Raw genomic sequence first — 23,659 nt, 5'->3', positions numbered from 1 at the left:
CAGACTGCCTGTAGCGACCAAAGGCGGGAAGCTACTTGAAAACTCCGTGTAGTGGGATTGTGAGCTGAAGGACAACGTTAATTCTGCTCGGGGCACAGGAGAAGTAAGCTGCAGCAAGAAGAAATAGTGAGCGGTAGCTCTGCTGTCGGCAAAAGCACTCTGACTGAGCTCTGCGTTACTCAAGTTTACCGAAGGATTCCTTGATTCATGACTTGCTAGGTATTAACCACTTCATTCATGATGGATACTGTTCCTCTCGGTGGTGCAGTCACTCGAGGCTGAACTGGCTTTAAGCAACGCCACTTCTTTTTTCAGATGCTAAGGATTTACCATGCCGGATAACCGTAGAAGCCAGGTCATTACTCAGGGGGTTCAACGCACTCCCAACCGCGCTATGCTCCGGGCTGTGGGTTTTGGCGACAGCGATTTCACGAAACCCATTGTTGGCGTGGCTAATGGGTTTAGTACGATCACGCCCTGCAATATGGGGATCGATGGCCTCGCCAAACGAGCGGAATCGGGGGTGCGACAGGCAGGAGGCATGCCGCAGCTGTTTGGCACTATTACCATCAGTGACGGGATTTCGATGGGTACTGAGGGCATGAAGTATTCCCTGGTGTCGCGAGAAGTGATTGCTGACTCGATTGAGACCGTCTGCAATGGTCAGAGCCTGGACGGCGTGTTAGCCATTGGTGGCTGCGACAAAAATATGCCCGGTGCCATGATTGCCTTCGCCCGGTTAAACATTCCAGCCATTTTTGTCTATGGTGGCACTATTAAGCCAGGGCACTACGCTGGCAAAGACCTGACAGTAGTATCGGCCTTTGAAGCCGTGGGAGAATATAGCGCTGGCAAAATTGCTGACGAAACCCTGCTAGCAGTCGAGCGCAATGCCTGCCCAGGAGCCGGCTCCTGCGGTGGTATGTACACGGCTAACACGATGTCTTCGGCCTTTGAGGCAATGGGCATGAGCCTGATGTACTCTTCGACGATGGCGGCTGAAGATGCAGAGAAGGCCGACAGTGCTGAGAATTCGGCAATTGTGCTGATAGAGGCTATTCGCCAGCAAATCTTGCCTAGCCAAATCTTGACTCGGCAGGCTTTTGAGAACGCGATCTCCGTCATTATGGCGGTGGGGGGTTCTACCAACTCCGTGCTGCACCTGCTAGCCATTGCCAATGCCATCGGCGTGCCCCTGACGATCGACGATTTTGAGACGATTCGTCGCCGAGTGCCAGTGCTCTGTGACTTGAAACCGTCTGGTCGCTATGTCGCAACGGATTTGCACACAGCGGGCGGCATTCCCCAGGTGATGAAGATGCTGCTGGTCAACGGGCTGCTGCATGGCGATGCCCTAACCATTACCGGCCAGACGATTGAAGAAGTGCTGGCAGATATTCCGGCTGAGCCTCGGTCTGATCAGGACGTGATTCGGCCCTTTGACAAGCCAATGTATGCCCAGGGGCACCTCGGCATTCTCAAGGGCAACCTAGCGGAGGAAGGGGCCGTCGCTAAGCTGACGGGAATTAAAAATCGCCGCATTACTGGACCTGCGCGGGTTTTTGACTCCGAGGAAGAGTGTCTAGATGCAATCTTGGCCAAGCAGGTTGTTGCCGGGGATGTGGTGGTCGTGCGCTACGAAGGCCCTAAGGGGGGGCCAGGTATGCGGGAAATGCTGGCCCCCACGTCGGCCTTGATTGGGGCAGGTCTGGGTGATGCAGTGGGTCTGATTACCGATGGGCGCTTTTCTGGCGGTACTTATGGGATGGTAGTGGGCCACGTTGCGCCAGAAGCTGCTGTGGGCGGCACGATCGCTCTTGTTCAAGAGGGCGACTCGATTACGATTGATGCGGATGCTAACCTGCTGCAGCTCAATCTTCCTGCCGAAGATTTGGAGAAGCGCCGCGCCGCCTGGACCCCGCGCCCGCCGCGCTATACCCGGGGCATCTTGGGTAAATACGCCAAGCTAGTGTCGTCTAGCAGCCAGGGGGCAGTCACTGATATGAACCTGTTCTAAGCTAGTGACAGGGTGGGCAATGCTCACCCGTGTTTTGCTGATGGTGCTATGAATTTGGTGGGCGATGCTCACTGTGTGGCTTATGGTGCGATCGCTTCTAAAACTGATCCAACGCCGTTTGTTTTGGCTCTCGCTGCTGCTGTTGGTGTGGCTGTTGTGCAGCGGGCAGGCTCAGGCTGGGCCTCTGAGCGAGCGGCTAGCGCAATTTCCTGACTGGTCGAGCAAGCCTCCAGTGGAGACGGCTCAGGGTGATCTCGCCTACCCAACGTGGATGGCGGGCACCTGGCGCATGACCACAACGCTGGTCGATCTGGCAGCTCCTCTGGCCCCTGAGATTACAACACCAGGATTTGAGGGTAATCAAGCCTTTCTAAACCAGATTGTTGAGTGTCAGGTGCGCTTTGTGCCCGCTATTAGCAAAGTGTTACCTCTCAAGCCAGCGGCTGAGATTGTCTCGGATCGGGCTTTTAATGGACTGAGCTTAGCTAGAGCTTACCTGGGAGAGGGCGCGGTTAAATTAGTCAAGGTTGATCCGCAGAACCCAAACCGACAGGTGACGATTTTGCAGCGAGATCGCATCCGAGGTGAGTCCTCTGTGCGCACGCTGGAGTCTACCGTCAAAGAGCGGGCTACTGAGGCTCCGGCGGCAGATACTTTCGTCACCAGCGAGGTGTTTCAGCAGGTGTTTCGAGGAGCGGCTCAGCCTTACTTGAATGAGGTTGAGACGACTACGGCCTATCGACAGCTGGCGGGCAACGCTCCAGCTATCGAGGCTGACCAGGTAACGGCGATTTACCTGTCGCCTCAAGATCCTGATTATTTCAAGGCGATTGATAAACCCGTGGCGCTATACCGCTATCGGCTAGAGTTTTTTCCCACCGCTGAGGGTTAATCGCCAGTCCACCAGGCCCCTATGACAGCAGGTTTCGAGGTGGGACTTCGCGGCCTTCGTAGAATTGGCGCTGTAGTCGGCCCAGATAGGCCCACAGCCCTGCCGCAGATAAGGGGATCAGGGTATACAAAGTGCCCGTGAGCAGGGAGGGTTGACCAATTAGGGCCGTCAGGAGGGGAAATAGGGAGAGTGCGATCGCACCCGTTCCCAGTGCCCCAGCTCGAATTTGCTGAATTCGCTTAAGCGCTTTGCGACAGCTGCCACAGTGCTGAGTATGAGAGTGGTAGCGATCCAGCAGTTCTTCCTTCTTAGTCAGTTCTGGTGGCAAAGGCTGCCCTGGGAAGGGATCGGCGCTGAACCCACTGACCCATTTGCGCAGCTCCAGCACATAGCGATCGGCCTGAGTCGGCAGATAGCAGACTTGGGCGTAGGGCTTTTCACCTGCTTGTTCTAGCAAGCGCTCTTGAATATGGAGGAAGATCTGGTCGTCTTCTAACACGCCATTGTTGCCAATGTGGCTGAACCAGCGAGGCGTGAGCTTAATGAAGAAGCCCGGCAGCTTAGAGGAAAACTTGAAGGGAAAGCGGGCAAATAGGCGGCATTCGCCTTTGCGGATGGGGGTGGCGTAGACGACGGTGAGGGTGCGGCCAAACTGCTTGGAGGTGAGATCGTGGTACATCAAAGCCGGGGCAATAAAAGCCGTGTGTTGAGTGCCCAGCTTGCCTTTGCGCGGCCCTTCTGGCCAGATACCCCGAAAGCCCTGCTTGCCTGACTCTAAAACGTCCATTTCCATTGCGGCAGCGTTTTCCCGCTTACCAACCGTTTTGTGGTGGGTGTAGGGAATGTGGCTGGCGTCGATGACGTTTTCGATCAGCGTGAGAGCATCGTAGGGCAGATCGCGAAAGGTATTGAGCATGACCCAACCATCAGGGTCTTCCTCGATCGGGTCAATGATGGGAACGGGCACCTGGGGTGCATTTTCGGCTTTACCGGGGTAGACAAACAGCAACCCCTGACGCACAGCAGTTGGCATAGATCCAACACAGGCACGGGCAGATAGACTGGCCTGCACCGCCGCTGACTGTTGGGGAATGTGCTCACAGGCTCCGCTGCCGGAAAAAGCCCAGCCGTGGTACGGGCACTCTAGCAGGCCTGCCTCGTTGATTCGCCCTTCGGATAGGGGCGCTAGACGATGCGGGCATTTGTCTTCAAAGACGCGCCAGGCTTCACCCTTTGGATCCCACCAGATCACAATGTCTCGTTCCAGCAGAGTGAAGCGAGTGGGTCGGCTTTTGTCTAAATCCTCGACATAATGGACGGGATACCAGGCTTCGAGTGGGTCGAAGCGGTTAGGATCGGGGCCACCTGCGGGTAGAGCCTCCGGCACAGCCGAGGATGGAGGTGCGATCACATTTTGGGTAAGCGTCATAGTCGTCGGGCCAAACAGTAGCGCATACTCCTATTGTGTTACAGAACTTTATAAACGGGTTGAATCTGGGTTTCTAATCCTGAGACTAAGCGTCGGTGGTGATAGACATAGCTCAGGTGCCAGCAACTAATTTCTGTCCTGCACTCAATTTAATTAATCCGATTGGAGATTCTGGCGACTCGCTTCCCAGCCGAGGATGGCGGCTTTGCGATCGCAGCCCCAGCGATACCCGCCCAGTTCTCCCGATTCTCGAAGCACCCGATGGCAGGGAATGAGGTAGGCAATGGTATTGCTGCCGATGGCGGTGCCGACAGCGCGGGCGGCAGTGGGGCGGCCGATGGCGGTGGCGATGGCTTGGTAAGTGGCGAGGTGGCCGGTTGGAATGCTCAGCAGGGCACGCCAGACTTGGAGCTGGAAGTTGGTGCCTTTGAGTAGGACGGTTAGGGGAGGTGGGGGCGTTGGGGAAGATGGGGGCGTTGGGGAGAAGATGCGATCGCAGGCTGCCTGCGTTCCTGCCAGATCTTCAACCAGGCTAGCTTTAGGCCACTCCTGCCTGAGTTGCTGCTCTCCTATGGATCTATCAAAGTCTTCTAAAAACTTTAGGCTGCAAATGCCGCGTTCGGTAAGGGCGATTAAAGCAGTGCCAAAGGGAGTGCTGTGGAGGCCGTAGTAGATTTCTAGCCCTGCTCCGCCAGCTTTGTATTCTCCCGGTGACATGCCTTCCACGTTGACAAAGAGGTCATGGAGCCGTCCGGGGCTAGAGAGGCCCGCTGCTAGCGTGACGTCTAGCAGGCTTTTGGAGTGGGCGATGGTTGATTTGGCATACTCAACTGTGAGGTACTGCACAAATCGCTTGGGGCTGATGCCTGCCCAGCGAGTAAATAGCCGCTGGAAATGGTGCTCGCTCAGGTGAACGTGCTGGGCAATGGTGGCGAGATCGGGCTGCTGCCGGTGGTGCTGCCGAATAAATGCGATCGCTTGGGCAATGCGATCATAGTCGTTTGAACTCTGGGGGATCAATTCAAGTTGGTGAACCATGTCAAACCATCAGCGCCCTACTCTTGCCACAGTAGCCCTGAACGTTCTCCCCAACCACCCGTTTCTTGCCGAGCATCAGGCAGCCCACGATACGGTATCTGATGCCAAGCCACAAACATTCCCCCTGCTCACCACTGGCGATAGTAGCGGTCTTCGACGTAGTACTTGAGCTGGTGGGCCATGCGGCGGAGCCCCTGTTTTTCGTCGTTGCGAATGAAGGGCAAAAACAGTCGCGATAGCAGGCCCGAAATGCGCTCACGGTGGATGTATTTGGTGCGGTTAGGGCCGATATCCTCTAGCTCAAAGACATGCTCGGTTTTGAGGCCAGGGACTTTGGAAATCCAGCGCAAGCAGCGTTCCGGCTGAATTAGGGTAATTGTGGGCTGAAACTCGTTTTCGTCTTCGTCCTCTAGTCGCCGTAGAGAGAGCAACACTGCATGGCCCTGCCGGAAGGGTCGCCTAGGGTCAACGTCGAATAAAAAAGTATTCCAGCGATGCCATTCATTCTTGTGAATCAAGGCATCCCAGACCTCGAAGCGGGGAGCATTGATATCAATTTCGGCATAGAAGCTGGGCATCGGACTGACTGAGGTAGGGATGCGAAATGACAGGCCGAAACTGGCGCAACCGCAACCGTACATAGGGAACGGATCTTAATCTAATCATCACACACACTGGTAGAACCCTGGCCCATCAGTGGCCTAATCGGCATAACATTTTCTTAAGTCAGTAACAGTTGCGGCTGAGGTAGCCCCTCGACCCCCGCCACGTCGTAGACAGCTTGCATACAGGACATTTTCATGGTCAACCTCACTCCCAACTCCAGCTACAGCCTCACCCTTCGCCTCAAAATTCCTAATCAGGCCGGAATGCTGGCCACGGTCGCCCAAGCAATTGGCGAAGCCGGAGGCGTTTTAGGAGACTTGGATGTGGTCAGCCGCAGCCGCAAGTCTCTGGTTCGCGATGTCAATGTCGATGCCTCTAGCGAAGAGCACGCTGAGGGCATTGTTAATGCGGTTCGCGCCATTAATGCGGTTGAGGTATTGGAGGTGTGCGATCGCACCTTCAAAATCCACGAAGGCGGCAAAATTAGCGTTGAGAGCAAGCTGAATCTAACCAATCAGGACGACCTAGCGATGGCCTATACCCCAGGAGTCGGTCGGGTCTGTGTAGACATCGCCCAAAACCCAGACCGGGTATATGACTTGACGATCAAGTGCAACACCATCGCCATTGTCACCGACGGCAGTGCGGTGCTGGGCCTCGGTAACCTCGGCCCGGCTGGAGCCTTGCCCGTGATGGAGGGCAAAGCGCTGCTATTTAAGAAGTTTGCTGGACTTGATGCCTTTCCGGTCTGTCTCGATACCCAGGATACTGACGAGATCGTGGAGACGGTCAAGCGCATCGCTCCCGTTTTTGGCGGCGTCAACCTAGAGGACATCAGCGCTCCCCGCTGCTTTGAGATCGAGGCCCGGCTGCGGCGCGAACTAGATATTCCGGTCTTCCACGATGACCAGCACGGCACTGCCATTGTCACCCTAGCGGCTCTAGTCAATGCCTTGAAGCTGGTCAACAAAGCCATGGCCAGCATCAAAATTGTGATCAACGGAGCCGGGGCGGCGGGAGTTGCGATCGCGCGTCTGCTGCAAAAAGCTGGGGCCAGCAACATCATCTTGTGCGACTCCAAAGGCATCCTCTCCCACGAGCGAGCCGACCTGAACGACCAGAAGCGGGAGTTTGCCGTTGAGCAGTCGGGCACCTTAGCCGATGCTATGCAGGGCGCAGACATCTTTCTGGGCGTTAGCGCCCCTGGCGTTGTGAGCGTAGAAATGGTCAAGTCCATGGCCGCAGACGCCATCGTTTTTGCTATGGCTAACCCCATTCCAGAAATCCAGCCTGAGCTAATAAACGATATTGCAGCGGTCGTAGCAACCGGTCGCAGCGACTATTCCAACCAGATCAACAACGTGCTGGCCTTTCCCGGTGTGTTGCGGGGGGCGCTCGACTGCCGCGCCCAGGCGATCACGACTGCCATGTATCTAGAGGCGGCCTATGCGATCGCATCTCTGGTCGGCCCCGACGACCTCGATGAAGAGCATATTATTCCCTCCGTCTTTGATGAACGGGTCGCCAGCGCGGTTGCAGCCGCTGTTAAACATGCTGCCCGCGTTGATGGCGTAGCCCGGAAATAGAGACGAGGGAGGAGAGAGGCGTCAAGCAGGCTCTTTTCTCCTCCTGCTTCCCTCCTCTCTCCTCTCTTCCGTACTAAACTACCCCTGTAGCAACCCAACAGGCAGGTAATCGTGCTAGACGAACAGGCGAAGAAAACCCTCCTCCGCAAAATTCCCCACGGTCTCTACATCTGCGGGGTCAAAGATGGCGAAGACATGAATGGCTTCACTGCGAGCTGGGTAATGCAGGCTTCCTTTCAGCCGCCCCTAGTAGTGAACTGCGTCAAAAACGACTCCACCTCCCACACCATGATCAAGGCCAGCGGCGTCTTTGCCCTAAGCTTTTTAGAAGCTGGGCAGAAGCAGCTAGCCCAGAACTTCTTCAAGCCCCTGCGCCGGGTCGGCAACAAGTTTGAGGACATCGAATTTTACGAGGCTCCCGAAACTGGCTGCCCCGTCATTAAAGACACCCTAGGATATGTAGAGTGCCGAGTTGTAGGCTCGGTCGAGCATGGGGACCACACGGTGTTTGTCGGGGAAGTCGTCGGCGCGGCCCTCCACCGCGAAGGCGATCCCCTACTGCTAGAAAGTACTGGCTGGAACTACGGCGGCTAATCTTTGCAGGGTGGGCAGCGCCCACCAATCGCCAAATGAACTTCGGTGAGATAACTTGCTGGGCAGCGCCCACCCTACCCCTTTTGATCCCATGCCGCTGATTAAAGTTCAAACCTCCCTTGCTGCTCCCGACCAAGCCCAGGTCGAATCCTTGCTCAAGGATCTCTCGGCCAGCCTTGCCAGCCATTTGAGCAAGCCTGAGTCCTATGTCATGACCGCCTTTGAAGCAGGCATTCCGATGACCTTTGGCGGCACGACTGATCCGGTCTGCTATATCGAGATCAAGAGCGTCGGCACGATGGGCGGTAACCGCACTAAAGCCATGAGCCAAGATTTCTGTACCCAAGTCGAATCCGCTCTCGGCGTGCCCAAAAACCGAATATATATAGAGTTTGCTGACGCTGCCGGAGCCATGTGGGGCTGGAACGGCTCAACCTTCGGCTAAAGCTAAAACGGTACGTCGCTATCAGGGCCCAAATAGGACGGCATAGAGTCTGCCGGATCAGGTGGTTTTTGCGGGGAAGACTTGCCAGTTGTTTCGTCGTCTACGCTCACAACCTGACCATTAAAAAATTGGGCAAAGCTTTTGACTGCCCTCTCGAAGTCGCTCTCGATCGGCATGTCGGCCAGAGATGGCGGCTGAGGCCCTGAGGGCACGGAGCTGCCGTTGGAAGCCGGAGATTCGGGGTTCGGAGCAGGCACTGACGGGGCGCTGTTGAACATAGCCCTACCTGACCAGTTTGTTTCGGCAGGAGCTTCTTCCCGAGCCACGGGAGTTGCTGAGACAGGCTCAGGCGGTGGCGGCGATTGAGCGGGTATAGACCCAGCGGCAGGCGGCTGATCTTCTGAGGAGCCGCTGTCGGCCATGACCTCTAGAGAAACCTTCACCTTGTGCTGCACGACTTGCTGAAACGCTTCTTCGATGTTGGCGACGCGCCCTTGAGCCATCTTGAATAGGGGCTGAGAGTTGATGCCAATACGGGCGGCCTGGCCAGTAAAAGCCAGTAAGTTTCCTTGCTGCTGCATCAGCGCCCGTGTACCTAGCGGCTGCAGAACGGCGACGATCTGTTGCCAGAGTTGGGCTAGATCGGGGGTGGGTGGAGAAGGGGGTTGGGGTTGGAGGGTAGGGGAAGGTTGAGCAGGTGGGGAAGATGAGGAGGGTGAGGAAGATAGGGAGGCGGTCGGAGGGTTAGGGGCCGCTGCGCGTGGGGCCGCGGCCACAGGTGGTTCAAAAGGAGAATCTGTGGGGAGAGGGGTTGGAGCAGGGGTGGTGCTTTTGGGCGTATTGCTGGTGGGAATAGCTGTTTTGCTGGGGAGCGCAGCAGGGCTGGTGAAAGTGGTTTTAGCTGTGGCAGGGGCGGCGGTTTGACTCGCCAGGGTAGAGGGCAAGAGTCCCATCAGGGTAACTTCTAACCACAGGCGCGGCTGGGTGGTGTTTCTCACCTGTATTTCGGCGGCTCGCAGGTGCTGCTGTCCGGCTAGGATCAGACTTAGCTCTAGGGACTGGGCAAACTCCTGCATTTCGACCCAGGTGGGGGGTGTAATCGCCACTAGATCTTGACGGCCTCCAGCAGTCTTGGCGATCAACAAATCTCGGTAAAAACCGGCCAGATTTTGCAGCACAATCAGGGGTTCCCGGCCCCGATCCATGAGCTTGCGAACCTGATCGAGGACAGCGGCCCCATCGTCGCTTGCGATCGCACGCACTAGCCCCAACAAATCTCGCTCTGGCACCGCCCCCACTAGATCCCAAACTTTCTCAGCAGTGACAGGGGGCTCTAGCAGGCTGAGCTGATCTAGCAGGCTCTCTGCGTCCCGCAGCCCGCCCTGAGAGACTTGGGCCACTAGCCGCACAGCCTCTTCTTCAATCGAGATACCCTCATTGCCTGCGATCAGGCTCAGGTGCCCCACCATCTCCTCTAGTGGAATCCGCCGGTAGTCAAACCGCTGACAGCGGGAAATAATCGTGGGCAAAACCCGCTGTGGATCGGTCGTTGCCAGCACAAAGACTACCCGCTCCGGCGGCTCCTCCAATGTCTTCAGCAGCGCATTAAACGCCGCCACGCTGAGCATGTGGCACTCATCGATTACATAGACCTTGTAGCGGCACTGGACAGGCGCAAACTGGGCTCGTTCAATGAGTTCTCGAATGTTGTCAACGCCAGTGTTGCTGGCGGCGTCGATTTCGACAAAGTCGAGGGCAGAGCCGTTGGTAACGGTGCGGCAGATTTCACAGGTGCCGCAGGGCTCGGGGGTGGGGCCAGGATGGCTAATGCAGTTGAGGGATTTGGCTAGAATGCGAGCGCTGGAGGTTTTGCCGGTGCCGCGTGGACCGCAGAATAAGTAGGCTGGGGCGATGCGCCGCTGCTGCAGGGCGTTGGAGAGGGTAGTTGCGATCGCACTTTGCCCCACCAGCTGAGCGAATGTCTGGGGCCGATACTTGTGGTGCAGCGGTTCGTAGGCCATGCTTCTACGATAACCTGCCAGAAGCCTCCTGACCGCATGTACTATTCCAAATGGGGCCAGCCTTCTGGGAACTCGATAATCAGGGTTTCAGCCTCGCTGGGGTCTTCAGGGCGGCACCTAGGGCCTGCATTGACTGAGCATCGGCAATTTTGCGCTAGGGCCCTGACTTTCTCCACCGCTGCTGAGATCTCCCGGTTGACGGGGTCAGCAGCGTGGGCTGCAACGACTAGGGCAACGGCGGGTTCTACCACGATTTCTTGAACCGGCGCATACCCTCGAAAATAAGCCGTCGCCAGCTCTCGAAACAGGCCCTTGAGCTGCTCCGGCAGCTCTGCCTCAATTTGAACTGGAGTTTGATACTGGTCGATGAGCTGACCCATTGCGTGGGCAATCACGGTATTATCATCTTTCGTCGTTGGGTGCCGGCCTCTCAAAGCCAGCCAACGCGCCTCAAATGCTTGAACTCCCCTCAGCATGGTTTAGCCCTGCCACTATTGGTGTTGTGTAGAGCACGTAGGAAAATTCCCTAACCCTGTGGCTTTTTCTGCGTCTACCTATGAGTATTCCCTCTCTAACTTATCTTTCAGGACAGTCTTCGAGCTTAGAAACATATCTTATGCCAGCTAAAATTCAGCGAATTTACACCGACGGAGCCTGCTCCGGCAATCCTGGCCCTGGTGGTTGGGGCACGCTCATCTGCTTCGAGGATGGAGAGGCTCATGAGTTGGGCGGCGGAGAACGCCAAACCACGAATAACCGGATGGAGATGCAGGCTGCGATCGCAGGGCTAGAATTTCTCATCAGCACCGGCCAGACCACCCCTGTCAGCCTCTATACCGACAGCGAATACGTGCTTAAGGGCATTACTCAGTGGATTAAAGGTTGGAAAAAGCGTGGTTGGGTCAATTCTGCCAAAAAACCTGTTCTCAACCGCGACCTCTGGGAAATCCTCGACACCTTGACCATTCAGGTCAACCAGCAGCTCGAGCGGCCCTTAGAATGGCTCTACGTCAGGGGCCATACGGGCGATCCGGGCAACGAGCGGTGTGATGCGATCGCGCGCGCTTTTGCGGCTGGTAGAGCGATCAAACTGCTTGAGCAGGTTTAGGGTATCGCCAGATAGGTTCGAGGGGCCGCCATTCCTCGATACTATAAATGAAACGAATGAACTGCTGCGCCAGTTGAGGGATGCTGTGCTGCTGTCAAAAGGCTTTGAAGTAGAAATGTATACCGGTACGCCTGACGGCACTGTCGTCGGGCTGTCCGACAAAATTGTGGCGGATCTGACTGGTTTTGTGCGAGAACCCGACAGCCGCAATGTTGAATACACCACCCCACCGCTGGGCCGCTACGAACAGCTCCTGTGTGAGCTAGTACGGCCCCGGCGAATGCTGCGCGAGTACCTGGAACAGCTCGGCAACTACACCCTAATTCCCGGCAGCACTCTGGCCCTTGGAGGCAGCGATCGCTTCTACCGCTCCGACCCTGGCAACCCCTACCACAGCTACATTGAGCAGACCTACGGCACCACTGTCGTCACTGCTAGCATCCACATCAACATTGGCATTGCCGATCCTGAGCTGCTGATGCGTGCCTGCCGCCTAGTTCGGGTAGAAGCTCCCCTCTTTCTGGCTCTGACAGCCTCTTCCCCCTTTCTCAACGGCCAAGCCACCGGCTACCATTCCAGTCGCTGGCAGGTGTTTCCCAAGACACCCCGCATTGTACCCCTGTTCGAAAGCCACGCCCACCACATCCGCTGGATGGAGGAGCAGCTGGCTGCCAAAACCATGCAGAATGTGCGGCACCTGTGGTCGTCCGTGCGGCCCAACGGCGACCGCCGCCCCTACAACCTCAACCGCTTAGAGTTGAGAATCTGCGATTTAGTCATTGACCCGATTGCGCTGCTGGCCGTCACGGCTCTGTTAGAAGCGCGGCTGCTGCAGCTACGAGCCAACCCTGGCCTAGATCCTTTGGAAATGAGCCAGTTCCCTGCTTCTACCCGCAATCAAGACTTGGTAGCCTTAGCCGATGCCAACGAAATGGCGGTGGCTAAGCACAGCCTCGATGCCGAACTGCGACACTGGCAAGACGGCGAGCAACTACTAGCCAGAGAGTGGATTCAGCGGCTCTATGACGAGGTTTGGCCCACTGCCAAAGCCAACGGCATCAGCTGCTTCTTAATTCCGCTGAAGAAAATTTTGCGGGAGGGCAACGAGGCCCAGCGCTGGCTGCAGCAGGTTAACCAGGGCACCTCACCACAGCAGGTGGTGCAACATGCGATCGCAGCCGCCCAGCAGCAGGAAGCCCTACTTGCCCAAGATCTCTGTGGATCTTGGGTAGCCTGAAATCGACTGTTGTCAGCTTTAGCAGGCGAGCTTAGGGGCCCAAGCGCTGTATGAGATTTGATTTGCCTGTTTCTACCCCTAGTGAATCAGAACTAATCAAAAGCCTCAAAGAATCAATTAAAAAAAGCTATGGTTCCGGGACTGCGCCTCTTTTTCAAATAGCCGCCCGTTTGCACGACAGTTGGTACAGTTTAACTCTCTCTATGCCGCAAGTTGTTCTGGTTAATCCCCTAATTCCGCCAAATACAGGTAATATTGCCCGTACCTGTGCAGCTACCGGTACTGGACTGCATCTAGTTGGTCCATTGGGCTTTGAGCTGAGCGATCGCTACCTTAAGCGAGCCGGATTAGATTATTGGCCCTACGTTGACCTACAGCTACATGATCAGTGGGAAGATTTTGTCACCTATCAGTCCCAAAAAGGCGGACGACGGCTCGGATTCAGCACTTCAGGCGAGCTTAACTATATAGAGTTTAAGTTCCTCGAAAACGACTGGCTGCTGTTTGGCAGTGAGACTGAGGGGCTGTCGAAAGCGATGCTGGCAGCCTGCCACCAAACCCTTTATATTCCTATGGCACAGCCCGGAGTTCGCAGCCTCAACCTTTCGGTAAGTACCGCCATAGGGCTATTTGAAGCCCTTCGTCAGCTTGGGCAGCTACCGGCGCGTCAGCCTTAACCAAGGGCTACCTAACAGTAGGGCTAGTGAATTCAAAATATCGCGATAGAGTTAAGGCTATTTAAGGGCATACTGGCCGAGGTTCTGCTCTATATGCATATAGTGATGAGAATTCGGCCGCTTATACAACGGCTTTAAAGGCTAGAATTCATCCCCCAAAGTGCCTTGGAATAGGAACAGCCTGTTAATTTCTCCCTAAAAAGGGGAAATATCAAAATTTCAAGCCAGGAAGTTATTGGGAATACAAAATCCCACACTTATCGATAAGAAATTTCTATCGCGTGGCCCTGTTGTGAGATCAGATTCTGTTGATTGCGCCCAAAACAGGCTTTATGTATTCTCTACAGCGGGCTAAGCGGATGCCCTAAAATCAAGCCTTTTCCGGTTTTTTTGCGCTATGCATCAGCCCTTTGTTTGGAGGGGTTTCTATGCCCTTGACAGAAACTGGAAAAGCAGCAGACTATCTTAATCGTTCCTTTTTCCAGATCAAAAATCTGTGTTGGCTAGGAAAAACTTCCCGATCCCCGCGTACTTTTCTGTGAATATGCACAAAGAGGAATAGGCATTGAATTTTTTGTTTCCTCGTGTAAACTTGCTTAAGTCGCTAGGGCAGGGTAATGTTACCTAGTCGTGGTTGTTCAAGTCGATTCACCCTCGTTCGAGTAGTTTCTTACCGCAGTGCTAATCAAGCCCGCCGGGTGAACAGTTAGTTAAACGAATGTTCTGAAACAGTTGAACGCTGGTCTAATAGGAGGTCGTTCCTTGAAACGAGAAATTCCGCAAGAGCCTACGCCTGATTCACACTCATCTCTGCCATCTTGCGCAGAGAGTGTTCGGCAAGGTTTTTCAGGAAGTCATCGCCGGGTCCGTAAATCAGCAGCAGTGCTGGGTTTGGCATTTTCGGTTGGAGCTTCGGGCACGTTACTGTCTCAAGCTGAGGGCGCGGCTGCAGCCGATGCTCCAGCAAATTCTTTCTTGCTAGCCGCAGCTTTACCTCAGGCAGGTCACTCAGCCAACGGTTCTGCTTCTCAATCTGCTGTTTATCACACTGTGCAAGCGGGTGATAGCCTTTGGCAGATTGCCCAAGCTCACCAGGTTGACGTCCAGTCCATCAAGTCAGCCAACGGAATCTCGCCAGACGAAGTCATTAAAGTTGGCCAAGTGCTCCGAGTTCCCGCCAACGCGAGACCTGACACTTCCCTGTCCGAGACTGCAGTATCTGTACCCATTCCTGCGGCTCAGCCCGTATCTGAACTGGTCGCGCTAGCCTCTCCCAAAGATCAAGCTAGTGATGATCAAGCTAGTGATTCTGAGACTGAAACTCTAGCAGCCAGCCTCTCTGAGGTTCAACCTGTTAAAGGTGAGTGGGCCGAGGCTGATGCTGTTCAATCCATCGCTTCTGCGAGCCGAGTTGAACCCCAGGTTGAAGTTAAAGAGCAGGCAAGCACACTTCAGGCCGAAGCTGAGGATCAGGCAAGCACCCTGCAGGCGGCAGCTTCGACTCCTCAGTCTGGCATCCCTAGTCCTTCTAGCCAAACGCTAGAGCCAAGTCCAGAAGGTGCTTGGGTTACTCGCTCTTTTGAATCCGCTCAAGATTCAGATGCCACAACTTCTTCGGTTCAAGATTCAGATGCCATAGCCTCTTCAGCGACTACGACTGAAGCAGCTACCCCTGTGGAAGCAGCGCCCATCGAATCGACTGAATCGACCGTGCCAGCGGCACCGATCGAGGTCAAGAAGTCCCAGCAAATCGCTGCTCTGTCTGAGCGGGTGGAAGGAGCATCTACTGCCCAGCCCCTGGTGCCGGTTGTGCCCGCAGCAGAGACCTACCGAGTTAAGCCTGGCGACACCCTATGGACCATTTCTTCTCGCTATGGATTGAGACCAGAAGCCCTGGTTCAAGCCAATGCAGTTCGTGATCCCAATTTGATTGTGGCGGGAGACGTTATTGAGATTCCGCAGCAGCTTGCTTCTGCTGATATAACGGCTGTCCCCTCGATTGCCCCTGTGTCTTCTGGTTCAGTCGCTGAGCGGATTGCTCGCATTCGTGAAGCTGGGGACGGCTCAGTAAACCGTGCAGAGCTGTACGAACGAATTCGACAGGCGCGCCAATCTCTAGAAGAGCGTGAGGCTCCTGTAGCAGCTGAGCCCAGCATTCTTCGCCAAGCGTCGGCTGCCGATCTGCCTTCGTCTTTGCCGCTCAATGACAATGCTGCCTCTGGACAAGCAGATCCCCACGTTTCCAGCCTAATCGCTGACATTCGGGCCATGCAGCGCCAGCGTACGGTTGCCATCGTGCCGTCATCTGAGGCTTCAACTGTATCTGCTGTTGAAGAACCTACTCAGGTTGCTGTTGCTCCTGCTAGCCTAAATCGGAGCAATTCTCAGGCAGTCGAGATTGAGCCTGCTAATCCTGAGTTTTCTCCGGCCCCATCTGAACGAGCAACCCCTACCCCTGACCTGTTAGCGGCAGCACCGCTCGGTCCTGAGGCCTATGCTCCAACGATGAATGTACCGACTGGCCGCACTGTCTCTCCTGACATGCCCATTCTGCCTGAGCCAAGTGAGTATCTACCTGAGGCACCGGCTCGCTTTAATGGTTATATGTGGCCTGCTCAAGGGGTTTTGACCTCTGGCTATGGTCAGCGGTGGGGCCGTATGCACCAGGGCGTTGATATCGCAGGCCCTGTCGGCACTCCTATCTATGCCGCTGCTACCGGAACTGTAGAGCGCTCCGGCTGGAATTCGGGTGGTTATGGCAACCTAGTGGACATTCGCCATCCGGATGGTAGTATGACTCGCTATGCCCACAACAGCCGTCTGCTGGTGCGGCCTGGTCAGGCAGTTCGTCAAGGTCAGCAAATTGCAGAAATGGGTAGTACTGGCTACAGTACAGGACCTCACCTGCACTTTGAGGTACATCTCCCTGGCAACGGTGCCGTTAACCCAGTAGCTTATCTGCCTGGACGCTAGGTGAGATTGGAATAGCGTTAACAGATGGGATGGGTGGCTAGAAATTAGTCACCCATTTTATTAAATGGGAGAGGGTCGAGTGTCAGGGGAAGACTGCTCAGCTGGCTATAGCGGTTGACTATTGCTGAATCTCGGTTAGGCTTGCCGGTTTGTGGAAGTAGTGAAGTGCCAAAAACCTGCCCAAAAATTGCAGATAGTAGCCCACTTTAGCGCACCTTTGTGGTAACCTTTAATATTGTTGGTTGATTAAATTCAGCCACCGCTTAATTTCTGGCTCAGTAGCTCAGTGGTTAGAGCAGGGGACTCATAAGCCCAAGGTCGCAGGTTCAAATCCCGCCTGAGCCATTATTTAATACTTCTAATAAAAGCACGTGTAGAGGTTTCCTAATCCCTTTGCTGAGTAGCGGTTTTTGAGGACTTAGAGGCTGCTAGCCATTCACTCTTGCAGCGCAATCGTCCTGACGCTTTTGGCTTTTCAGATTGCGCTTTAGTCAAACTTTTGGGCCACGCCTTTGACTGCGATCGCAACCCCCCGACAGCACCCAAAACTGTCTTTTACAGCTTCTCAGCTGTCGCTGCGATTCGTCTAAACGGGGCATCTAGCAGCAGCCTAAACGAGCTACCCTACCCCAACTTCCAACTAAGGTAGGAGAGAATTTGTGTCCCCCTTTAATCAAAATCGTTATGACTATGATATAGTTGTATGGGCTTGTATGAATGGCTGCTCAGTTAGCAGAGGCCATTTCAAGGGCTTTACGAATTAAGACGCAGTTCAATCTTAGGAGAGTTATACATGACGTTTCAGACAGAAGGCTGCCTTCGCGTCGGTCAAGCTGCGCCAGATTTTACCGCAACTGCAGTAGTTGACCAAGAATTTAAGACCCTTAAGCTGTCTGAGTACCGGGGTAAGTATGTAGTTCTATTCTTCTACCCCCTCGACTTTACCTTTGTTTGCCCCACTGAGATCACTGCGTTTAGCGATCGATACAGTGAATTTAAAGATATCAACACCGAAGTTTTAGGCATCTCTGTTGATAGTGAATTCTCCCACCTAGCTTGGGTGCAAACGGATCGCAAGCAGGGTGGTGTAGGTGACTTGAACTACCCTCTGGTTTCTGACATTAAGAAAGAGATCAGCACTGTCTACAACGTTCTTGATCCTGATGCTGGAATTGCCCTGCGGGGTCTCTTTATCATTGATAAAGAAGGCGTTATTCAGCACTCTACCATCAACAACCTGTCCTTTGGCCGCAGCGTTGACGAGACGCTACGGACGCTGCAGGCTATTCAGTACGTGCAGTCCCATCCTGATGAAGTCTGCCCCGCTGGCTGGCAGCCCGGTGACAAAACCATGACGCCTGACCCTGTTAAGTCTAAGGACTTCTTTGCGGCTATCTAAGTGTTGAAAGCACTCCGCTGCTCTTAGACAGTTTCCATAGGCAGTTTTTATTGCTCTGGGCAGAACATGCCCAGAGCATTTTGTTAAGGTGGTATTCAAGCAGCTTGGTGAGCCGGAAATGACTGTATCTACAGATTTTGAAGGTTTAATTACTCGCCGCTTCTTTAAGCACTTTTTGCCCATTCCTGGCCAGCGGCGATTGCTTGTGGGTCAGTTTGCCCCTGATTTTGCCCTGCGGGACGTTACCCATCAGCGTACAGTGCGGCTCTCTAATTACCGTGCCAAGCAACCTCTAGTGCTTGCCTTCACCCGCATTTTCACCGAAAAACAGTACTGCCCCTTTTGCTTTCCCCACATTTTGGCGATGAATGAGGCCTATGAGCAGTTTTTGGCCCGAGGAGCAGAGGTGCTGATGATTACGAGTACAGATCTGCGCCAGAGCCAGATTGTTGTACGGGATCTGGGTTTGAACCTGCCCTTGCTAAGCGACGAGAGCTGCCAGAGCTTTCACCAGTACCATACAGGCCAGGCACTGGGGGCTCCCCTATCGGCTCAATTTGTGCTGGACCCGCAGGGACGGCTGCGCTATAGCCATATGTTCTCTTTTCTAGAGCACAATGCCGGCCCTGAGAAGCTGCTGGCTATTTTGGATGTGGTCAACCAGGGCCAGGCTTAGTCACGGCTTCGTGTCTGAGAAGACATCAGCAGGGGCTGCTCTAGAGCTATGCGCGGCAAGCGGTGTTTGAAGCCGCATAAGATTTCCCAGGAAATGGTGCCCGTAAGTGCGGCCCAATCGTCTGCTGTGATGGCTTGCCCTTGCTCTTGCCCTAGCAACGTCACGATGTCGCCTGCTTGTAGGGCTGCAACGCTGGTTACATCGAGCATGAGTTGATCCATTGTGATTGCGCCAATTTGTGGCACCTGCTTGCCCTTGACCAGCACCTGCATTTGGTTGGAGAGCGCGCGGGGCACGCCGTCGGCATAGCCGATGCCAACTACGGCAACTCGCATGGGGCGATCGGCGACAAACTGATGGCCGTAGCTCACGCCTGTCCCTGCTGGTATCTCCTGGATGTGGGTGATGCGAGCCTTGACTTGCATTACTGAGTGGAGGGTGATTTGCGATCGCAAATGCACAGCCGGGTACAGCCCATAAAGCGCTAGTCCCACCCGCACTAAATCGTGATGCAGATGGGCATCGGTGAGGGCGGCAGCGGAATTAGCTAGGTGCAGCCGAGGCGGACAGATCTGCTGCTCTCTCAGAGCCGCAACAGCCTGGTCAAAGCGCTGCTGCTGAAGCCGCAGCGTTGTTTGATCGAGACTGTCGGCAGTTGCGAAGTGAGAATAGAGGCTAGCAATCTGCACTCGGGGCAGCCGCTGAACAAACTGGACAAACTCCACCGCCTGCTGCCAGGGAAAGCCTAAGCGAGACATGCCGGTATCGAGCTTTAGGTGTACTGGTATCGGAGCCGCTAGCGCCTCACTGCGGCTGCACAGCGCATCAGAAAAAACCAGGGCCTGTTTGGGGGTGACCAGCGTCGGCTGCAGGTTCCAATGTGCGATCGCGTGCATCTCCTCCACGCTGTTGACCGCCCCCATGACTAAGATAGGAGCCTGAATACCTGCCTGCCGCAGCTCCATGCCTTCAGGCACAGTCGCCACCCCGAGCCAGGCAGCCCCTGCCTGCAAAGCCGTGCGCGCTACCGTCACAGCCCCGTGTCCGTAAGCATCGGCCTTGACCACTGCCATCAGGTCTGTGGTGTTTGCCAGCATCCCTCTTAACTGCTCAACATTGTGCTGCAGGGCAGCCAGATTGATTTCTACCCAGGCCCGACAGCATCGCATCGAGGCTAGGCCCGGAGTTTGATCCCAGCTCAACATAATTCACACACACCTCTAACCACACCTGTCTATACCCCAGCAAGAGTCCCAGCAAGTGCCTCGCAGCCAGCTTCTAGATAAGGCAAACTGCTACTGGCTAGGATGGCCGCTGCTTCTAAGCCTTTCCTAGACCCTGCTGCGGCTACCAGCCAGTGTATCAGCCGTCAAGACGGGTTCTGCGGCTTCTATGCTACTATCGGTGCAATACCCCTTACCGATCCCCAATGAGCAAGGTTCTGGTGCTCAACGCCTCCTTTGAACCCCTCAACATTACAAGCTGGCGAAGAGCGATTGTTCTCATCATTAAGGGTAAAGCGGAACAGGTCGAGCACAACGGCCGGGTGATTTATGCCGGGCTGCCTCTTCCGACTGTGATCCGTCTAAAGCATTACGTCCGAGTTCCCTATAAAGATATTCCGTTGACCCGCCGCAATCTCCTGCAGCGCGATAATCACAGCTGCCAGTACTGCGGGTATGCTGGAGAAGGGTTGACTTTAGACCACGTAGTGCCTCGCTCTCGAGGGGGCGAAGACAGCTGGGAAAACATGGTGAGTGCCTGCGTTCGCTGCAACGTTAAAAAGGGCAATCGCACTCCCAAAGAAGCTAACATGCCGCTACGAAATTCCCCTCGAAAGCCCCATAGCAGCCTTTATTTTGAGGTCAGCCGCCAAATTCGCGGTGGAGGACATCAGGAGTGGAAGAAGTATGTCATCGGCATTTAATATGCTCCCTGAGATTTCCCTCCAATGAGTGACGCTATTAGCCGCAATTTCTAGTTGACTTAAAGTGTGGGCTAACTTCATCCCCCACTGACTCTTCTCTTACTACACTCAATTTTGAATCCGTTCTGCCGGGTTCAGTCATCTGCCACTGATTTCTAAATCTGTTTGCCTTTGACAACCGCTAGTTCCAAATTCAAACAAGAGTTCCTTTTTTTGCATTCGCTGAGTATGTAGGCCCGTTCTTACTTTTAATGATGACAAATTCAGTGGCTGATTCACCCCGCCCGCCAAAAAGTGTATCTGTCGAACTTTCCAGCCATCCCGAACAGGAGCCGCCAATTGAGGCAATCAGGCAGCTGCTTAAGAAGCATGCAGGAGAACGCCAAATCATTCTACTGCAGGATTTTCCTGATCCTGATGCGCTATCCTCTGCCTGGGCCTACATGCTCATTGCCCAGACTTACGACATCGACTGCGAGATCTACTACGCGGGCACCCTCAGCCACCAGGAAAATATCGCCCTAGTGCGATTAACCAGTTTGCCAGCGCGGCGCTGGGCACCCGCCAGTGAGGGTCCTGACTTAAGTCAATATCAAGGTTATGTGCTGATTGATAACCAGGGCACAACTAGCCAGCTTTTCCCCTTCGTCGAAGCTGCTCATCTGCCGCTGATTCTGGTCATTGACCACCATGCTCCCCAGGCTAAGCTAAACGCCGAGTTTATTGACCTCAGGCCTCACATTCGAGCAACAGCAACAATCTTGACTCAGTATCTGCAGTGCGGCCTGCTTTATCTGGATCGCAGCAACAGCAAGCATGTCAAGTGTGCCACGGCGCTTATGCACGGTCTTAGGGCCGATACCAATCAGCTAATGCACGCGGCAGAGGCAGACTTTTTAGCGGCAGCCTACCTCAGTGGCTTCTACGACAGTCAACTGCTGAGCGCAGTGTTGCAGGCTTCCCGCTCTAAACGAGTAATGGATGTGATTGAGCGGTCGCTGCGCAACCGTAAGATTCAAAACAGCGTTTCTCTCGCGGGAGTGGGGTATTTGCGCTACGAAGACCGCGACGCCATTCCTCAGGCGGCAGATTTTCTGGTGACTGAAGAAAATGTTCACACGGCCCTAGTCTACGGTATTGTCCACGATGAGGACGAGGAGCGGGAGGTCGTCATCGGCTCCCTTCGTACTAGCAAGATTACCCTCGATCCAGACGAGTTCATCAAAGAGGCCTTTGGTCAGGACAGTGAGGGTCGCTTTTTCGGGGGCGGGCGGTCTATGGCAGGTGGGTTTGAAATTCCCGTCGGCTTTCTATCTGGATTTTATGAAAATAGTGAATATAACCGACTGAAGTGGGAGGTGTTTGATATGCAGATCAAGCAAAAACTGCTGCGGTTAATTAACCCTGAAGATGGCGTTATCAGTACCGATTGAGCCTAAAGCTGCCCTTACCTAGGAGCAGAGTGCTTTCTGCGGGCCGCCTCTTCCGAAGGGATCCTAACAAATTCCAGGGCTTACGGATGATTACTAGAGGACCGTTGTAAAATCGGCTTTGAATCTAAAGCAGCAGACGCATCGTCAAGCTACTTCGTTCCAGACACCCTAGCAAGGTTTGAGGCCAAGGGATTTAGGCAGTTTGCTTGCCGCAATATGAGAAACAGCCTGATTTGAGTCAGTTTTTACTACAAAACTGTCCTTTTCGTTTTCTCTAAACTATTCCTTGTCGCAGCGACGTTGTAGCGTTGACACCGGCGGGGCTCTCATTCCCCCGTTGGCACCCTTTTCAACGCATGGGAGCAGTGCAATCATGACGGTATGTGAATATAGACCTGGTCTGGAGGGGGTGCCCGCCACTCAATCCAGCATCAGTTTTGTCGACGGCCAGCAAGGCATCTTGGAATACCGAGGCATTCGTATTGAGGAGCTGGCACAAAAAAGCACTTTTCTAGAGACAGCCTATCTGCTGATTTGGGGCGGCCTGCCCACAAAGCAGGAACTTGAAGCCTTTGAACATGAGATTCGCTACCACCGCCGCCTCAAGTACCGCGTCCGAGACATGATGAAGTGTTTCCCGGAGAGCGGTCACCCTATGGATGCTCTGCAGGCCTGTGCAGCGGCTCTGGGCCTGTTTTACTCCAAGCGGGCCTTGGATAACCCAACCTATATTCAAGACGCGGTGGTGCGGCTGCTGGCCAAAATTCCAACGATGGTAGCGGCTTTTCAATTGATGCGTAAGGGCAATGATCCGGTTCAGCCGCGAGATGACCTAGATTATTCAGCTAATTTTCTCTACATGCTGAATGAACAAGAACCCGATCCGTTAGCGGCTCGGATTTTTGATATCTGCCTCACGCTGCACGCTGAACACACCATCAATGCCTCAACCTTCTCCGCGATGGTAACAGCCTCAACCCTGACCGATCCTTATGCGGTGATTGCGTCGGCTGTAGGCACCCTAGCAGGTCCCCTGCATGGCGGTGCCAATGAAGAGGTCATCACAATGCTGCAGGAGATTGGCACTGTTGAGAATGTCAGACCCTATGTTGAGGCCTGCATTCAACAGAAGTCTAAGATTATGGGCTTTGGGCACCGGGTCTATAAGGTCAAAGATCCTCGGGCCACGATCTTGCAGCGATTGGCAGAGCAGCTCTTTGACAAGTTCGGCCAGGATGAGTATTACGAGATTGCTCTAGAAATGGAGCAGGCGGTTGAGGAGAAGCTGGGCCACAAGGGAATTTACCCCAACGTTGATTTCTACTCTGGGCTGGTATATCGCAAACTAGGCATCCCGGTTGATTTGTTCACGCCGGTTTTTGCGATCGCACGAGTAGCCGGTTGGCTAGCCCACTGGAAAGAACAGCTAGGTGAAAACCGAATCTTCCGGCCCACCCAGGTCTATACCGGAGTTCGCAACCAGGTCTATACGCCCCTGGCAGAGCGGCCTCAAATCTGGGATAAGCAGGCAGTTACGATCCAGTCAATAGTCAACTGATGGGTCAAACCCCTCTTCTCAAGCTAAGAGATAGCAGAGATCA

General features: G+C 54.5%; 20 protein-coding genes and 1 tRNA gene. 15 read left to right on the top strand and 6 right to left on the bottom strand.

What is annotated here, in order from left to right:
- Positions 1-331: 331 nt before the first annotated feature.
- Together ilvD and H6G13_RS25145 are read left to right on the top strand one after the other, a co-directional pair.
- A complete protein-coding gene (ilvD, locus tag H6G13_RS25150; protein ID WP_190488039.1) occupies positions 332-2,017 on the top strand; it encodes a dihydroxy-acid dehydratase in 1,686 nt (561 codons plus the stop codon).
- 82 nt (positions 2,018-2,099) lie between these two features.
- Positions 2,100-2,909, top strand: coding sequence for a DUF6816 family protein (locus H6G13_RS25145; protein WP_190488339.1), 810 nt, complete (start codon positions 2,100-2,102; stop codon positions 2,907-2,909).
- Between the two features lie 19 nt (positions 2,910-2,928).
- Here the strand turns inward: H6G13_RS25145 and H6G13_RS25140 are convergent, their stop codons facing one another.
- The 3 genes from H6G13_RS25140 to H6G13_RS25130 form a co-directional block, all read right to left on the bottom strand.
- The gene (locus H6G13_RS25140; protein WP_190488037.1) at positions 2,929-4,338 is read right to left on the bottom strand and encodes a Rieske 2Fe-2S domain-containing protein; all 1,410 of its coding nucleotides are present in this window, start codon (positions 4,336-4,338) and stop codon (positions 2,929-2,931) included.
- A 153-nt stretch (positions 4,339-4,491) separates the two neighbouring features.
- The gene (locus H6G13_RS25135; protein ID WP_190488034.1) at positions 4,492-5,376 is read right to left on the bottom strand and encodes a methylated-DNA--[protein]-cysteine S-methyltransferase; all 885 of its coding nucleotides are present in this window, start codon (positions 5,374-5,376) and stop codon (positions 4,492-4,494) included.
- 128 nt (positions 5,377-5,504) lie between these two features.
- Positions 5,505-6,017, bottom strand: coding sequence for an SRPBCC domain-containing protein (locus H6G13_RS25130; protein ID WP_242028507.1), 513 nt, complete (start codon positions 6,015-6,017; stop codon positions 5,505-5,507).
- Positions 6,018-6,176: 159 nt separating this feature from the next.
- Here H6G13_RS25130 and H6G13_RS25125 point away from each other — a divergent pair, with 159 nt between their 5' ends.
- From H6G13_RS25125 to H6G13_RS25115, 3 genes are all read left to right on the top strand, one after another.
- On the top strand, positions 6,177-7,568 hold the full coding sequence (locus H6G13_RS25125; RefSeq protein WP_190488032.1) for an NAD-dependent malic enzyme: 1,392 nt from the start codon (positions 6,177-6,179) through the stop codon (positions 7,566-7,568).
- 111 nt (positions 7,569-7,679) lie between these two features.
- The gene (locus H6G13_RS25120) at positions 7,680-8,162 is read left to right on the top strand and encodes a flavin reductase (RefSeq protein ID WP_190488030.1); all 483 of its coding nucleotides are present in this window, start codon (positions 7,680-7,682) and stop codon (positions 8,160-8,162) included.
- Positions 8,163-8,253: 91 nt separating this feature from the next.
- The gene (locus H6G13_RS25115) at positions 8,254-8,607 is read left to right on the top strand and encodes a phenylpyruvate tautomerase MIF-related protein (protein WP_190488028.1); all 354 of its coding nucleotides are present in this window, start codon (positions 8,254-8,256) and stop codon (positions 8,605-8,607) included.
- 2 nt (positions 8,608-8,609) lie between these two features.
- Here the strand turns inward: H6G13_RS25115 and H6G13_RS25110 are convergent, their stop codons facing one another.
- Positions 8,610-10,628, bottom strand: a complete 2,019-nt coding sequence (locus tag H6G13_RS25110) for a DNA polymerase III subunit gamma/tau (RefSeq protein WP_190488026.1) — start codon at positions 10,626-10,628, stop codon at positions 8,610-8,612.
- Between the two features lie 41 nt (positions 10,629-10,669).
- Entirely contained in the window at positions 10,670-11,104 is a 435-nt protein-coding gene (locus H6G13_RS25105; protein ID WP_190488024.1) for a hypothetical protein, read from the bottom strand.
- 140 nt (positions 11,105-11,244) lie between these two features.
- Here H6G13_RS25105 and rnhA point away from each other — a divergent pair, with 140 nt between their 5' ends.
- The 7 genes from rnhA (at position 11,245) to H6G13_RS25070 (ending at position 18,698) form a co-directional block, all read left to right on the top strand.
- Complete coding sequence (gene rnhA / locus H6G13_RS25100; protein WP_190488022.1) at positions 11,245-11,736, top strand: ribonuclease HI; 492 nt, start codon at positions 11,245-11,247, stop codon at positions 11,734-11,736.
- Between the two features lie 85 nt (positions 11,737-11,821).
- Positions 11,822-12,973, top strand: a complete 1,152-nt coding sequence (gene gshA, locus H6G13_RS25095; RefSeq protein WP_190488020.1) for a glutamate--cysteine ligase — start codon at positions 11,822-11,824, stop codon at positions 12,971-12,973.
- A gap of 203 nt (positions 12,974-13,176) precedes the next feature.
- A complete protein-coding gene (locus tag H6G13_RS25090) occupies positions 13,177-13,650 on the top strand; it encodes a tRNA (cytidine(34)-2'-O)-methyltransferase (RefSeq protein WP_190488018.1) in 474 nt (157 codons plus the stop codon).
- 891 nt (positions 13,651-14,541) lie between these two features.
- Positions 14,542-16,623 (top strand): peptidoglycan DD-metalloendopeptidase family protein, encoded by a 2,082-nt coding sequence (locus H6G13_RS25085; protein ID WP_190488016.1) that lies wholly within the window; start codon positions 14,542-14,544, stop codon positions 16,621-16,623.
- Between the two features lie 272 nt (positions 16,624-16,895).
- Positions 16,896-16,968 (top strand) — tRNA-Met (locus H6G13_RS25080).
- Positions 16,969-17,416: 448 nt separating this feature from the next.
- Positions 17,417-18,022 (top strand): peroxiredoxin, encoded by a 606-nt coding sequence (locus H6G13_RS25075; protein ID WP_190488014.1) that lies wholly within the window; start codon positions 17,417-17,419, stop codon positions 18,020-18,022.
- 118 nt (positions 18,023-18,140) lie between these two features.
- Complete coding sequence (locus tag H6G13_RS25070; protein WP_190488012.1) at positions 18,141-18,698, top strand: redoxin domain-containing protein; 558 nt, start codon at positions 18,141-18,143, stop codon at positions 18,696-18,698.
- Here the strand turns inward: H6G13_RS25070 and alr are convergent.
- On the bottom strand, positions 18,695-19,903 hold the full coding sequence (alr, locus tag H6G13_RS25065) for an alanine racemase (protein WP_190488010.1): 1,209 nt from the start codon (positions 19,901-19,903) through the stop codon (positions 18,695-18,697). The two genes, H6G13_RS25070 and alr, sit on opposite strands and share 4 nt — an antisense overlap.
- A 224-nt stretch (positions 19,904-20,127) precedes the next feature.
- Here alr and H6G13_RS25060 point away from each other — a divergent pair, with 224 nt between their 5' ends.
- From H6G13_RS25060 to H6G13_RS25050, 3 genes are all read left to right on the top strand, one after another.
- Entirely contained in the window at positions 20,128-20,625 is a 498-nt protein-coding gene (locus H6G13_RS25060) for an HNH endonuclease (protein WP_190488009.1), read from the top strand.
- Positions 20,626-20,891: 266 nt separating this feature from the next.
- Positions 20,892-22,058: a bifunctional oligoribonuclease/PAP phosphatase NrnA gene (locus H6G13_RS25055; RefSeq protein WP_347277529.1), complete on the top strand. Its 1,167-nt coding sequence runs from the start codon at positions 20,892-20,894 to the stop codon at positions 22,056-22,058.
- 373 nt (positions 22,059-22,431) lie between these two features.
- Positions 22,432-23,616 (top strand): citrate synthase, encoded by a 1,185-nt coding sequence (locus H6G13_RS25050; protein WP_190488007.1) that lies wholly within the window; start codon positions 22,432-22,434, stop codon positions 23,614-23,616.
- Positions 23,617-23,659 lie beyond the last annotated feature (43 nt).

This window comes from Pseudanabaena sp. FACHB-2040 (genome assembly GCF_014696715.1).
In the GTDB taxonomy this organism is placed as follows: Bacteria; Cyanobacteriota; Cyanobacteriia; order Phormidesmidales; family Phormidesmidaceae; genus JACVSF01.
Note: the sequence above shows the minus strand (reverse complement) of the source record. Positions and strands in the feature narration are given on the sequence as shown.